Here is a 14,445-nt window from a genome sequence, read left to right on the forward strand (position 1 = left end):
GACTACGAGAGTCCGCCATGTACGAGCTGTCCCGGGTCCGTCTCTACTCCATCGGTCCTGCCGGTGCGCGCTACGCCGACACCGTGCTTGACCTGCGGGGTGTCGGCGAGCCGGTGCCCGACCCCGCGCCCACCCAGGCGGAGTTCTTCGAGGACGAGCCCGTCGGACCGCCGCGCCGGCCCGCGCCCGCCGGCGTGCTCTTCCTGGAGAACGGCGGCGGCAAGTCCGTACTCCTCAAGCTGATCTTCTCCGTGATGCTGCCCGGGCACCGCAACACGCTCGGTGGCGCCAGCTCCGGTGTGCTGCGCAAGTTCCTGCTCGCCGACGACTGCGGGCATGTGGCACTGGAGTGGCAGCACACGCTCACCGGTGAGCTGGTGGTGGTCGGCAAGGCGAGCGAGTGGCGGGGGCGGCAGGTCTCCAACGATCCGCGGAAGTTCGCCGAGGCCTGGTACTCCTTCCGGCCCGGCCCGGGGCTGAGTCTCGACAACCTTCCCGTCGCCGAGTCCACCGCCGTACGGCCGCCGGTGGAGGGTGCCTCCGGCGCCCAGGGGCGGCGCCGGACGATGAAGGGCTTCCGGGACGCGATCACCGAGGCGGGCAAGGCGTATCCGCACCTCGAAGTGCACTGGGAGGAGATCCACGACCGCTGGATCGAGCACCTCGGGGAGCTGGGTCTCGACCCCGAACTCTTCCGCTACCAGCGGGAGATGAACGCCGACGAGGGCGAGGCCGCCGGCCTCTTCGCGGTCAAGAAGGACTCCGACTTCACCGATCTGCTGCTGCGCGCGGTCACCGACACCCGGGACACGGACGGGCTCGCCGATCTGGTCGGCGGCTTCGGCAACAAGCTGGGGCGACGGTCCGAACTGATCGCCGAACGGGACTTCACCGCCGGGTCCGTGGACCTGCTCGGACGGATCGTCGAGGCCGCGGAAGCGCGGTCCCGCGCGCGGGACATCCACGCGGGTGCCGAGCGGCGTACGCGCACGCTCGCCCGGCGGCTGTCCGCGCGAGGCGTCCAGGAGCGCGTGCGGGCCGGCGATCTCGCCCAGCGGGTCACCGCCGCCGCGTACGCCGTCACCCACTCCGAGGGCGGGCGCGAGCGCAGTGCGCTGATCGCCGCCGAACTCGCCTTCCGGCACGCCTCACTGGCACTCGCGGCGGCGGAGAAGACGGCCGCCGCGCAGAAGCGCGAACTCGCCGACGCGCGCACCATGCACTCCGCTTGGCAGGCCGCCGAGGTCTTCTTGCGGCACCGAGCCGCCGCCGACCGCTCCGCGCGCGTGGCCGTCGCGATCCGCGAGGCCGAGCTCGACGCGGCCCCGGCACTCGCCGCCCGCGCCAAGGCCGCCGTCGACCTCGTACGGGCGCTGCACTCGGCGGCGGACGGCGCGGAGGCGCTCGCCAACGAGGAGGAGGAGCGGTCCGCCGTCCTCCAGGAGGCCGGAGAGGCCGCGCACCGGGACTCGACCGGCGCCGCCACCGAGGCACAGCGCGCCCGCAGCGAGGTCGGGCATCTGCGGCAGCGGCTCAGCGAGGTCGAGCAGGAGACCGCCGAGGCGGTACGCGCGGGCTGGCTCGACGACAGCGCTCCCGACGCGGATCCCGCGCGGGCAGCGCTCGCCGCCAGCGACGCCGAGAAGACGGCCGTCGAGGCCTGGGACACCACCCGTGAGGCCTCCAGGCGGGCCTCCGAGCACGCGCGGGAAGCAGCGTCGACCGAGTCCCGCGCGGAGCTGACGGCCGCCCGCGCGGCGGACGCCGCCACGGCTGCCGAGCTTGCGTACGACGCCGAGCAGCGCACCGCCGAAGCCCTGGCGGGCGAGGAACGGCTCGCCGAGTTGCTGAGCCTGCCGTCCGCCGGTGGCGCACGGCAGCGAGGCCGGGCCGCCGCGTTGCCGCACCAGCACGGTGCGAGTGACGGCGAGGGCGGCGGCAGCACTGGGGCGACCGTGCGTGCCGGTGCCGATGGGGGAGCGGCCGACGACGCCGTAGGCACTGCTCGTACGTCGCGAGGTGCCGACGGCCCCCTCACCCCCGAGGAACTGGACCGCTTCGCCGACGAACTCCGTGAGCTGCTCGACGACGGTGTCGCCTCCGCCGAGCGGCAGCTCTTCGAACTACGGACCGCCGCCGCCGACGACGCCAGGATCCTCGGCGCACTCGGCGACGGCGGACTGCTGCCGCCCGGCCCCGACGTACTGGCCACCGTCGAGTTCCTCGGCGAGCACGGCATCCCCGCGCTGCCCGGCTGGCGCTATCTCGCCCAGGCCGTCGATCCCGCCGACCACGCGCGCGTGCTGGCCGCCCGCCCCGAGCTGGTCGACGGCGTTGTCATCACCGACCCCGGCACGCACGCGCGTGCCCGCGAGGCCCTCGCCGACGCGGCCCTGCTGCCCCGGTCGGCCGTGGCGGTCGGTACGGCAGCCGCCCTGCTCGCCCCCACCCCGGCGCCCGGACCGGGCGACGGCGACGTGTTCCTCGTACCGCCGAACCCGGCCATGCACGACGAGCACGCCGCCGACGAGGAGCGGCAGGCGCTGCGGGCCCGGGCGAGTGAGCGGGAGGAGGAGATCCGCACCCTCGCGGCGCGGCTCGGGAAGGACCGGGAGCTGGCCGCACGGCTCGCCTCCTGGCGTACGGGTTGTCCGGCCGGGCGGCTCGTCGAGCTGGCCCAGGCCGCTCGCGACGCGCGGGCCTTCGCTGAGGAGGCCGAGGCCGAGCTGGCCGAGGCGCGGACCGTGCGGGCCGAAGCCGATGAGGTGGCAGGCGAGGCGTCCCGTGTGCGGGACGAGCGGCAGGAGGCCGCCCAGCGGGCCCGCCGCGCCGCCGACGCGCTCGCCGGACTGGCGTTCCGGCTGCGCGAACGCGCCGGCTGGCAGGTCAAGGTGCGTGAACTGGCCGACGAGGCCGTCGAGTCGGAAGCCCGCGCCCAGGTTTGCCTGGAGCGTGCCCGGTCCGCCGACGAGGACCGGCGCGCTGCCCAGCGCGCCGCCGACGACGCGCGCCGCACGGCCCGCGCCCTGCGCGCCGAGCGCGCGGAGATCGCGGGCGCCCCCGACGACGTACCGGAAGCCGACGAGGACGCCGCGAAGTCGTCCCTGCCTGCCCTCCGCGAGGCCTACCGGGCCGCCTCCCAGCTCTACGAGAAGGTCGGCGTCGGGGCCGATCTGCGGGCCGAGCAGGCGCGGTCCGAGAGCGACGAGAGCGCCGCGCGCGCGGAACTGGACCGGCTGAGCAACAAGGTGCGTACGCGCGCCGAGCAGATGCTCCTGTCACCCGACGGGTCCGACGGGCCGTCCCGGCAGGCCGCCTCCGCGCGCGCGGAGGAACTGGTGCAGCTCCTGGAGACCCGGGTGTCCACCGCCAGCGAGCAACTGGGGCGGCTGCGCGGCGAGGCCGAGCGGCACGCACCCGAGGACGGCGAGGCGCACACCGAGCTGGCCGAGGAACTCGTCCCGCGCGACGCCGAGCACGCCCAGACCCTGCTGCGCACCGCCACCGCCGAACTCGCCTCCCGCACCGAGTCGTTGACCCAGGCCAGGGAGGCGCACGCCGAACTGCTCGACGCCCACCGGGCGGCCGAGGACGCGGCCTCCGGGTTCGACGAGATCGCCGCCATGCTCCGCGACCTGCTGCGCGAGCACACCTCCGACGAGGAGCAGGAGGCCCAGGAGCCCTACCCCGGCAGCCCCGAGGAAGCACGGCAGTCGGCCGCCGAGGCTCGCCGCTCCCTGCGCGGCTGCGCCGCCGACCTGTCTGCCGCCGAGGGGGCCGTGCGCGAGGCGAGCGACATCCTCGTACGGCATGCCAACTCGACGCGGTACGAGGCGGTGCGCACCCCCGCCCGACAGCAGATCCGCGAACTGCCCGCGTCCGCGCTGCCCGAGCACGCCCAGAAGTGGGCGGACGCCTTCGCACCCCGACTCCGGGTCCTGACCGACGAGTTGGCGCAACTGGAGCGGAACCGGGACTCGATCGTCGACCGGCTGCGCGGGCTGGTGGAGTCGGCGCTGGCCACCCTGCGGTCCGCGCAGCGGCTGTCCCGGCTGCCCGAGGGGCTCGGCGAGTGGTCGGGGCAGGAGTTCCTGCGCATCCGGTTCGAGGAGCCCGACCAGGCCACGCTCACCGAGCGGCTCGGCGAGGTCATCGACGAGGCGACCCGGGCCGCCGTGAAGAAGAACTCCGACCTGCGCCGGGACGGCATGTCCCTCCTCCTGAGGGGAGTCGGCGCCGCCCTCCAGCCCAAGGGCATCGCCGTCGAGATCCTCAAGCCCGACGCCGTACTGCGCGCCGAGCGCGTGCCCGTCGGCCAGATGGGCGACGTGTTCTCGGGCGGTCAGCTGCTCACCGCCGCCATCGCCCTGTACTGCACGATGGCCGCCCTGCGCAGCAACGACCGGGGCCGCGACAAGCACCGGCACGCCGGCACGCTGTTCCTCGACAACCCCATCGGCCGCGCCAACGCGACGTACCTGCTGGAACTCCAGCGAGCCGTGTCCGACGCGCTCGGCGTCCAACTCCTCTACACGACCGGCCTGTTCGACACGACCGCCCTGGCGGAGTTCCCCCTGGTCATCCGCCTGCGCAACGACGCCGACCTCCGCGCGGGCCTGAAGTACATCAGCGTGGAGGAACACCTCCGCCCGGGCCTGCCTCAGCAGGCCCCGGCGGGGGAGGGGGACGCGGTACACAGCGAGATCACGGCGACGCGAATGTTCAAACGGCCGATGACATCAGCAAGCTAGGGGCGCGGGGAACTGCGCGACCAGCCACAACGGCGCCGCAGTTCCCCACGCCCCGCACCCCCTAGGCGTCCCCCTTCAAAAGGTCCGCACACTTCTCCCCGATCATCATCGTCGTAATACACGGATTCACCGACACCAACTCCGGCATCACAGACCCGTCAGCAACCCGCAACCCCTCAACCCCCTTCACCCGCAACCGTGCGTCCAGCGGAGCCGACGCGTCATCATCCGCGCCCATCTTCACGGTGCAGGCCGGGTGATAGACGGTGTTGTGGGTCTTGTGGATGTAGTCCAACAACTCCTCGTCCGTCCGAACATCCGGCCCGGGGGCAAGTTCCGCTCCCGCCCACCCGCTCAGCGCCGGCTGCGCGGCGATACGACGCGCCAGCTTCAACCCGTACGTCATCACCCGCGCATCGTGCTCGTGTGTGAAGTACCGCGGATCGACCATCGGCTTGTCCCGGTAGTCGCGGGTGCGCAGCCGCACCGTGCCGCGTGACTTCGCCCGGGTCACGTTGGGAGTGAGGCAGAACGCGTTCTCCGAGGTCGGATAGCCCCAACGCGCCGTGTTCATGTCGAACGGCACCGAGCCGTAGTGGAACATCAGGTCGGGCCGGTCCAGGCCCGGTTCGGTGTCGTAGAAGATGCCCGCCTCCCACCACTGACTGGACGTCGTGGTCATCGGCTGCTTGGCGTCCCACATGATGACGCCCTCGGGATGGTCCTGAAGGTTCTCGCCGACGCCCGCCGAGTCCACGACCACCTCGACGCCGACCTCGCGCAGCTGCTCGGCCGGTCCGATGCCGGACAGCATCAGCAGCTTCGGGGTGTCGATCGCGCCGCACGACACGACGACCTCGCGGCGCGCCCGAACGGTCCTCGTGTGGATGAGATCCGGGTCGAGGTACTCGGCGCCCACGCAGCGACGCCCGTCCAGCACGAGCCGCTTCGCCCGCACCCCCGTCCGCACCTCCAGGTTCGGCCGCTTGTCCATGACCGGGTGGAGATAGGCGACCGAGGACGACTGACGGATGTTGTTCTCGTCGGAGTTGATCTGGAACCAGTTGGCCCCGCGGACCACGGTGGTGCCGGAGTTGAAGGGCGTGGTCGGGATGCCCGCCTGCGCGCACGCCTCCAACAGGGCCGTGCCGCACGGGTCCTCGCCCTTCAGCGTACGGAGCTTCACCGGGCCGGTGCGGCCGTGGTGGTCGCCGGGGGCGTCGTTGGTCTCCAGGCGCTGGTAGAGCGGGAAGAGGTCGGCCGCGCTCCAGCCCGAACAGCCCGCCGCCGCCCAGTCGTCGAGATCCTCGGCCGGGGCCCAGAAGGCGATGCAGGAGTTGTGGGACGAGCAGCCGCCGAGCACCTTCGCACGGGCGTGCCGCATGAAGCTGTTGCCGCTGGACTGCGGTTCGACCGGGTAGTCCCAGTCGTAGCCGGACTCCAACAAGCCCATCCAGCGCTCCAGTTTGAGGACGTCGTCGTCGCCGACGTCGCTCGGGCCCGCCTCCAGGACGCACACCGTGACGGAGGGATCCTCGGAGAGCCGCGCCGCCACCACGTTCCCGGCGGTGCCACCGCCCACCACCACATAGTCGAACTCTTCGGTGTTCATGAGTGGTTGGTCCATGAGTGGTTGACCTCCTTCAGTCGGCCGCCGGAGCGGAGAGGGGACCGGCCGGCCCGGCCGAGGGCTCCTCGAAACGGTGTCCGGCGAGCACACCCGTCCGGTGCCGCTGGATGAACCAGTAGTAGGCGAAGCCGCCGCCCGCGATGATCGCGACGAACAGCACCGCGCCCCACTGGAGGTACCAGTGGAAGGGGGCGGTCGCGTTGTAGACCGAGGCGCGCGGCCAGATCAGGTTGGTCGTCATGGCGGTGCCCCAGACCACGGCCCCGATGTTGACGAGCAGGCCCCAGCGGCCCAGCGAGAACTTGCCGTCGCCGGCCGGCTGCCACTTGCCGCGCAGCCGCGCTACCAGCATGGGCCCGGTGACGCCCAGGTAGGCGAGGTAGATCATGATGATGCCGATACTGGTGACGACGGTGAAGATCTGCGGCTGGCGGATGTTGACCACCAGGATCCCCAGTGCCAGGACACCGACGATCACGGCGGGCAGCACCGGCGTCTGGAAGCGCGGGCTGACCTTCGCGAGCAGCGAGGACGCGGGCAGGTTGTTGTCGCGGGCCATCGCGAACGCCAGCCGGATCGCCGCCGTGTGGACGGCGAGCGCGCAGACGGTGACCGCGATCAGCACGCACCACAGCATCGCCTTGCCGGCCGTGGACCCGAGGACGTCGAGCACGATGTACTGCAGACCGTCCGTGGACAGCTGCTCCCCCTTCAGGCTGGAGACGCTCATCAGCGCGAGGAGAAGGATCAGGCCGCCCAGGACGAAGGAGGCGACGATCGCCCGGATGATCGCGCGCGGTGCGTTCCGGGACGGGTCCACGGACTCCTCACCGAGCGAGGCGGCCGTGTCGAAGCCGTACATGACGTACGCGGATGCCAGGGAGGCCACCAGGAACGCGCCGAGGTAGCCGGCGCCGTGGCCCGCACCCGTGCCGTTCGTCTCCATGACCACCTGCGGACCGCGCGTGATGTGCACGGCGAACAGCACGATCAGTACAACCGTGGCGACGAGCTCGATGAAGACGCCCGCCGTGTTGATCGTGGCCATCAGCTTGACGCCGAAGGCGTTCACCACGGTCGTGAACAGGATCAACACCGTGGCCAGGATCACCGCGTTGGTCGCAACGTCGTACTTTCCGGTGCCGTCCCCGACGATCTGGAAGACATCGGAGATCTGCGGCAGCGTGAGTTGGTAGGCGAGCGCCACTGCCGCGATGGACACGATCGAGGCGATCAGCATCATCCAGCCGGCCAGCCAGCCCAGATGCGGATTGCCGATCTTCTTCGACCAGTTGTAGACCGAGCCGGCCACGGGATAGCGGGCGGCCAGTTCCGCGAAGCAGAGCGCGACCATGAACTGGCCGACGAACACCATCGGCCACGACCACCAGTAGGCGGGACCGCCGCTGCCGTAACCGAAGTAGAACAGCTGGAAGGTGCCGGTCAGGATCGAGATGTAACTGATCCCGGCCGCGAAGGTGTGGAAGTTGCCGAGGGTGCGCTTGAGTTCGGGCTTGTAGCCGAACTCGGCGAGTTCGGCGTCGTCCGTGTGCCCTGGGCCTGTGGGTTTTTCGGTCGTTGCCATGAGCGGACTCCTGGTGGGCCTGGGGGAGTGGGAGGAAGCGGAGCGGCTCGTTGCGGGTGCCGGGATCAATGGGGGCGGAATCTGAAAGCGCACATTCAAGACGTGCGGAGGGAATGACCTGCGAGGGGAGTGGCAGACGTGGGGCGTGAGACGGCTCGTGGGACGGGTGCTACGAGAACCAGCCCTGCGGCGAGGGATCGGTGTTCCGCCAGATGTGCTTCGCCTCGCGGTACTCGGCGAGTCCCGAGGGCCCGAGTTCGCGGCCGAAGCCGGACTGCTTGTAGCCGCCCCACTCGGCCTGGGGGACGTACGGGTGGTAGTCGTTGATCCACACCGTGCCGATCCGCAGGCGGGCCGCGACCCGCTGCGCCTTGGCCTCGTCGGTGGTGAAGACGCCCCCGGCGAGCCCGTACACGGTGTCGTTGGCGAGGCGGACGGCCTCCGCCTCGTCCGTGAACCGCTCCACGGTGAGCACCGGACCGAACGACTCCTCCTGTACGACGGTCATCCGGACGTCGCACTCGTCGAGCACCGTCGGCGGGTAGTAGAAGCCGTCGTCGAGCCCCTCGGGACGCGTCCCGCCGCAGCGCAGCACCGCGCCCTCGGCCAGGCCCTGGGCGACATACGCCTCGACCTTCGCGCGATGTGCCTCGGAGATCAGCGGGCCGGTCTGCGCGTCCTCGTCGAACGGGCCGCCGAGCCGGATCAGTTGGGCCCGCCGGACGACCTCGTCGACGAACCGGTCGTGCAGCGAGTCCTCCACCAGCAGCCGGGCCCCGGCCGAGCAGACCTGCCCGGAGTGCAGGAACACGGCGGTGAGCGCCATGTCGACGGCCGTGTCGAAGTCGGCGTCGGCGAACACGATGTTGGGGTTCTTGCCGCCGAGTTCGAGCGCGACCTTCTTCACCGTTCCCGCCGCCGCGGCCATCAGACGGCGGCCGGTCTGGAGTCCGCCCGTGAAGGAGAGGAGGTCGACGTCCGGATGGTCGCCGAGCGGCGCGCCAGCCTCCGGACCCGCGCCGAGGACGAGGTTGGCCACGCCCGCGGGCAGTCCGGCCTCGTCCAGGAGCCGCATCAGATGGATCGCGGAGTGCGGGGTCAGTTCGCTCGGCTTGAGGACGAAGGTGTTGCCGGCCGCGAGGGCCGGGGCGACCTTCCACGCCGTCTGGAGGAGCGGATAGTTCCATGGGGTGATCAGCGCGCAGACGCCGACCGGCTCGTACACGACCCGGCTGTCCACGCTCGGCGAGCCGGTGTCGATGACCCGCCCGGTCTCGCTCGCCACCAGCCGCCCGAAGTAGCGGAAGCAGTTGACGATATCGTCGATGTCGTACGCGCTCTCCACCAACCGCTTTCCGGTGTCGAGGGACTCCGCGCGGGCAAGCACGTCCTTGTCGCGGACCATGAGGTCGGCGACGCGCAGCAGCAGGTCACCACGCTCGCCCGCCGGCGTACCTGGCCAGGGGCCCTCGTCGAAGGCACGGCGGGCGGCGGCGATCGCCTCCACCGTGTCCTTGCCACCCGCCTCGTCGACGACACCGACCAGCGAGCCGTCGGCGGGACAGTGGATCTCCCGGGTGCGCTCGTCGAGCGCGGACCTCCACGCACCACCGATGAAGAGTTCGGGCATGTTCTTGTTCCTCCTGGTCAGCGCCGTAGCAAGGCGCCCTTGCGGCTGGGCGCCTCCCCGGCCGACGGCCGTTCATGCCGAATGTGATCTTCGACACGCCAGCTGGGGCGGTCGGCGTGCCCGGCCGGAGGGAGTGCCTTCGTCCGTGGAACCGATGTGGTGTTCGTCCGGCACCAGCACACCACCCTTCGGGCGCGACCGCGATGCCGTCGCAGGCGGCGTCCACCCATAAAGGGCGCAAGTGTGTGCGATTACTTGGTGGTGAGGTGTCGGCCGAGGGGTGCGCTGCCGAGAGGAGTTAACGCCTGGATGTCCTCGCTGAGCTCGATGCCGCCGCCCGTGGAGGCGCGACGGCAATCGGGGGACTCAGGGGTGGGACAACTGCCCCGAACCGCCGCCCTGCCTGGCTATCCGCTCCTGGGTCCGGGTGGCTGCGCGGACCTGCCGTCGGGCCTTGCGGCGCTCGCGTCGCAGTGCCCGTGCCGTGCTGCTGGGGGTCGACACCACGCCGTTGCGCTGGTTCCAGACCTGGCGTGTCACCCACACGTCGAGTGCGGCCCAGGTGGCCACCACCGTGCTGGCCACGCTGCTGAGCACCATCGGGAAGGCCAGCCAGGAACCGGCCAGCGTGGACAGGAAGGCCACCATGGCCTGGATCAGGGTGACGGCGATGACGAGCACCGCCCGTACCGCCGCCGTACGCACGGGATCCGGCAGTCGGCGCCGACGCGCGGGCTCCTCCACCCACAGCTGCCGATAGGAGGGCTGTGCGCTGGCACTCCCGTCCACCGCGCCCTCATTCCTTTCCCCCGTGCTCACCGGCACCTTGTGCCCGTCCGCCGCCGCAAGGTCGTCATGCGGTGCCTCCTCAGGACCGCGGACCGCGGCCAAGGGTGCCGCAACGTCGTTCCCAAGCGCTTCGCGTCGTTCCGCCGTGCCCATCACGTGCCACTCCCCACCGCCCAGCAAGACCGCCCGTCCCGGTGTCTGTGGACACCGGCTCCCCAGTGGTTGCCCGGCTTGCACTGTTCTACGCCGCCCGGAAACGGGTTACGGACCCCGCTGACGGTTCCGATGCCCGTTTCCTATGTACAAAGACGAACGACGTGTCTCGAAGATTCCCATCAAACGCAAAAATCCAGCCAAACGGTCAGGTTGGCCGACGGTTGCCGTCCTGTGGCCGATGCCGGATTCGTGGAGGCAATCTCCCGTAATGATCGGACAACTCGCCATCTCTCGCCAGCAGGACGGAAGTTCAGCCTCCGGACAGGTCTTCGAGTTCTCTGTGGGTCAGTAGTAGGCTCACGCCGATTATTGACGCACTTGTGTACCCCCGCACTGGCGGGGGCGAGCTGGGGGAGGCCATGCGCTTTCGCGGGAAGTCCATCCGCCGGAAGATCGTGGCGCTGCTTCTCGTGCCGCTGGTGTCCTTGACCGCGATCTGGGGCTTCGCCACGGTGCTCACGGGTCGTGAGGCGGCCGAGTTGTTCAATGTGTCGTCGATCGTGGAGAAGGTCAGCTACCCCACGGAGGACGCTGTGCGCGTGCTCCAGCAGGAGCGCCGGCAGACCCTCGTCTACCTCGCCGACCCTCGTGCCTCCGACGCGCTGGCGGCCCTTCGGCGCAGCCGCACCGCCACCGACGACGTCATCGGCGAGATCCGTGACAACGCCGATAAATCCGACGTACGCAACTCGATCAGCGACAGCGACAGCGAGCACCTCAGCGCCGTCCTGGAGGCGTTCGACGGCATCGACCCGCTGCGCCGCAGCGTCGAGGAGGGCACCGTCACCCGGTCCCAGGCCCTCGACCTCTACAACCGCCTGGTCGACCCCTGTTACGTCCTGCTCGCCAACCTGCACATCATCGACAACCTGGAGATGGACAAGCAGGCCCGCGCCCTCGTCAACACCGCCCGCGCCCGCGAACTCCTCTCCCGCGAGGACGCGCTGCTCGGCTCGGCCCTCGTCGTCGGCAAGGTCTCCCGCGACGAATCCCGCGACATCTCCGACCTCGTGGCACAGCGCACTGTCATGTACGACGTCAGCCTGCCGCTGCTCCCGCTCTCGGACCGCGCACGCTACGAGCGGTTCTGGAAGAACGCCTCCACCGCACCGCTCCGGGTGGCCGAACAGGCCGCCATCGGCGCCGAGTCCGGCCGACCCCGTGGCGTCACGGCGAAGAGCTGGGACACCACCGCGGGCGACGTCCTCGACGAACTCCGCAAGCTCAACGACCAGTCGGGCGACCGCTATCAGGACCGGGTCCGCCCCGTCGTCATGGGCGTCATCGTCAAAGCGGTCGTCGCCGGCGTCCTCGGCCTGGTCGCCCTGCTGTTCTCCCTCGTCCTGTCCGTACGCATCGGCCGTGCCCTCATCCGCGACCTGCGCCAGCTCCGCCTCGAGGCCCACGAGGCATCGGGCGTGCGGCTGCCCAGCGTGATGCGCCGTCTGTCGGCCGGCGAACAGGTCGACGTGGAGACCGAGGTACCGCGCCTGGAGTACGACAAGAACGAGATCGGCGAGGTCGGCCAGGCCCTCAACACCCTCCAGCGCGCCGCCGTCGAGGCCGCAGTCAAACAGGCCGAACTCCGCTCCGGGGTCTCCGAGGTCTTCGTCAACCTCGCCCGGCGCAGCCAGGTCCTGCTGCACAAGCAGCTCACCCTGCTCGACACCATGGAACGCAGGACCGAGGACACCGACGAACTCGCCGACCTGTTCCGCCTCGATCACCTCACCACCCGCATGCGCCGGCACGCCGAAGGCCTGGTGATCCTCTCCGGAGCCGCCCCCTCCCGGCAGTGGCGCAAACCCGTCCAGCTGATGGACGTCGTACGCGCCGCCGTCGCCGAGGTCGAGGACTACGAGCGCATCGAGGTCCGCAGGCTGCCGCGGATGGCCGTCACCGGCCCGGCCGTCGCCGACCTCACCCACCTCGTGGCCGAACTCCTGGAGAACGCCACGGTGTTCTCACCCCCGCACACGGCCATCCAGGTCCTGGGCGAGAGGGTCGCCAACGGGTTCACCCTGGAGATTCATGACCGCGGCCTGGGCATGGCGGCCGAAGCACTTCTCGACGCCAACCTGCGGCTCGCCGAGACCCCCGAGTTCGAACTGTCCGACACGGACCGGCTCGGCCTGTTCGTCGTCAGCCGGCTCGCCCAGCGGCAGAACGTCCGAGTCTCCCTCCAGCCCTCCCCGTACGGCGGCACCACGGCCGTCGTCTTCGTCCCCGACGCACTCCTCACGGACGACGTCCCGGACACCAACGGCATCGGCTTCCGCCTCGACCGCGCCCAGCCCTCCAAGGAGGCCGCGTTCGAGGAGGGCCGCAAGGCCGCGCTCTCCCCGGCACCCGTGCGCCTCCCCGGCCTGCCCGCCTCGCTCATCGACGGCCCGGTCGAGCTGGAGGCGCCGGTCGACCTGGACGCCCTCGACGACTTTCCCGGTTCCTTCGGCGACGCGGACGGCGAACAGGGCGTGTTCCTTCGGCCACGCCGCTCGATCACCGGAGCGACGGACGAAACGAGCGACCTCCCGATCGACCCGCGCCAGCAGTTCTCCGGGGATCGGGGCCAAACCCCCTCCGACGGTGCGGCCGGCAGGGCGGACGACGCCGTTGCGCTGCCGCGCCGCCGGACTCCCAAGCTCGTCAGTTCCCACGGCCGTCCGGTCACGGAACAGCCGCCCCGGCGCATCCCGGCCTCGGCGGACGAACAGCCGGACGACGCTGGTTCGTCGGACCCGGACACGCTGGCCCCGCTCCCGGCCCGGCGCCGGGGCGAGACGCCGATCCGACGGTCCGGCGGAGGCCCGGGTGACGCGTTCGGCGACCGCACGGAACCTCCGGTGCGCGGTTGGGACAGTCGAGGGGAAACCGTCGGCCGGAGTCTCGACGGGCGCTCGGACTCAGCAGGCGCCAGGGCCTTCACCGATCGCATGGAACCGTCCGCCTCACGCTTCGGCGACCGATCCGTCCCCGACCGTCCCGACGCGCCCTCCCGTGGCGCGGGCGGACGGGCGGAGATCGGCCGCAACGGCCTCGGCGACCTGTCGCCGGAAGCCCCGGCCCTCCCGCAGCGGGAACGGCGCGGTGGCTCCGGCGGGACCGCCTCCCACCCCGGTGTGGCGGCGGATCCGGCCGCGTCCGGCACGGCAGGGCTGCCCCGCCGCGTACGCCAGGCGAACCTGGCTCCGCAGCTGAGGGACGGCCCGGAGCGGCGCGCCGAACGGGCGAAGTCCCGTACCCGGGACGAAGCCGACCTCTTCGACCGCGATGCCGACCAGGTCCGCAGCCGCATGGCTTCGCTGCAGCGTGGCTGGCAGCGTGGTCGTGAGGAGAACGCCACGGGCGACGGCGCCCAGGACGGCACAGCACAAGGAACGACGAAGGGGGACGGTCGATGACCGCACCGAAGGCGACCGGCCAGAGCGCGAGCGACAAGGCGTCCGGCGAACTCAACTGGCTCCTCGACGACCTCGTGGACCGGGTGGCCAGCATCCGCAGAGCGCTCGTGCTCTCCGGCGACGGACTGCCCACCGGGGTCTCCAAGGACCTCAGCCGGGAGGACAGCGAGCACCTGGCCGCCGTGGCCTCCGGATTCCACAGCCTCGCCAAGGGCGTGGGACGGCACTTCGACGCCGGCAACGTCCGCCAGACGGTCGTCGAGCTCGACGACGCCTTTCTGTTCGTGACGGCCGCCGGGGACGGCAGCTGCCTGGCCGTGCTCTCGGACGCCGACTCGGACGTGGGCCAGGTCGCCTACGAGATGACTCTCCTGGTGAAGCGAGTCGGTGTGCATCTGGCGGCCGCTCCGCGCACCGATCTGCCTGCGGGCGGGTAGTGAGAT

The 14,445-nt window shown here is 71.2% G+C and carries 7 protein-coding genes; 3 read left to right on the forward strand and 4 right to left on the reverse strand.

What is annotated here, in order from left to right; translation table 11 throughout:
- The first annotated feature begins 17 nt into the window (after positions 1-17).
- A complete protein-coding gene (locus tag ACWDR4_RS31505) occupies positions 18-4,751 on the forward strand; it encodes a hypothetical protein (protein ID WP_450413508.1) in 4,734 nt (1,577 codons plus the stop codon).
- 61 nt (positions 4,752-4,812) lie between these two features.
- Here ACWDR4_RS31505 and ACWDR4_RS31510 read toward each other — a convergent pair whose 3' ends face one another.
- From ACWDR4_RS31510 to ACWDR4_RS31525, 4 genes are all read right to left on the reverse strand, one after another.
- Positions 4,813-6,363, reverse strand: coding sequence for a GMC family oxidoreductase (locus ACWDR4_RS31510; protein WP_450413531.1), 1,551 nt, complete (start codon positions 6,361-6,363; stop codon positions 4,813-4,815).
- Positions 6,364-6,394: 31 nt separating this feature from the next.
- Positions 6,395-7,966 carry an APC family permease gene (locus tag ACWDR4_RS31515; RefSeq protein WP_450413509.1) on the reverse strand — a complete coding sequence of 524 codons (1,572 nt, stop codon included), beginning with the start codon at positions 7,964-7,966 and terminating at the stop codon, positions 6,395-6,397.
- A 169-nt stretch (positions 7,967-8,135) separates the two neighbouring features.
- Positions 8,136-9,596 carry an aldehyde dehydrogenase family protein gene (locus ACWDR4_RS31520; RefSeq protein ID WP_450413510.1) on the reverse strand — a complete coding sequence of 487 codons (1,461 nt, stop codon included), beginning with the start codon at positions 9,594-9,596 and terminating at the stop codon, positions 8,136-8,138.
- Positions 9,597-9,962: 366 nt separating this feature from the next.
- Positions 9,963-10,538, reverse strand: a complete 576-nt coding sequence (locus ACWDR4_RS31525) for a hypothetical protein (RefSeq protein WP_450413511.1) — start codon at positions 10,536-10,538, stop codon at positions 9,963-9,965.
- Between the two features lie 422 nt (positions 10,539-10,960).
- On the opposite strand from ACWDR4_RS31525, the gene ACWDR4_RS31530 reads away from it, so the two are divergent.
- Both ACWDR4_RS31530 and ACWDR4_RS31535 read left to right on the forward strand, forming a co-directional pair.
- Entirely contained in the window at positions 10,961-14,002 is a 3,042-nt protein-coding gene (locus tag ACWDR4_RS31530) for a nitrate- and nitrite sensing domain-containing protein (protein ID WP_450413512.1), read from the forward strand.
- A complete protein-coding gene (locus ACWDR4_RS31535; protein ID WP_369032108.1) occupies positions 13,999-14,439 on the forward strand; it encodes a roadblock/LC7 domain-containing protein in 441 nt (146 codons plus the stop codon). Before ACWDR4_RS31530 ends, ACWDR4_RS31535 begins: the two co-directional genes overlap by 4 nt.
- Positions 14,440-14,445: the final 6 nt, after the last annotated feature.

It is taken from the genome of Streptomyces sp. NPDC000878, from assembly GCF_053599695.1.

Coding starts and splice junctions, on each gene's coding strand:
- ACWDR4_RS31515 (WP_450413509.1), bottom strand. CDS start 7,966: ATGGCAACGACCGAAAAACCCACAGGCCCAGGGCACACGGACGACGCC.
- ACWDR4_RS31505 (WP_450413508.1), top strand. CDS start 18: ATGTACGAGCTGTCCCGGGTCCGTCTCTACTCCATCGGTCCTGCCGGT.
- ACWDR4_RS31535 (WP_369032108.1), top strand. CDS start 13,999: ATGACCGCACCGAAGGCGACCGGCCAGAGCGCGAGCGACAAGGCGTCC.
- ACWDR4_RS31520 (WP_450413510.1), bottom strand. CDS start 9,596: ATGCCCGAACTCTTCATCGGTGGTGCGTGGAGGTCCGCGCTCGACGAG.
- ACWDR4_RS31530 (WP_450413512.1), top strand. CDS start 10,961: ATGCGCTTTCGCGGGAAGTCCATCCGCCGGAAGATCGTGGCGCTGCTT.
- ACWDR4_RS31510 (WP_450413531.1), bottom strand. CDS start 6,363: ATGAACACCGAAGAGTTCGACTATGTGGTGGTGGGCGGTGGCACCGCC.
- ACWDR4_RS31525 (WP_450413511.1), bottom strand. CDS start 10,538: ATGGGCACGGCGGAACGACGCGAAGCGCTTGGGAACGACGTTGCGGCA.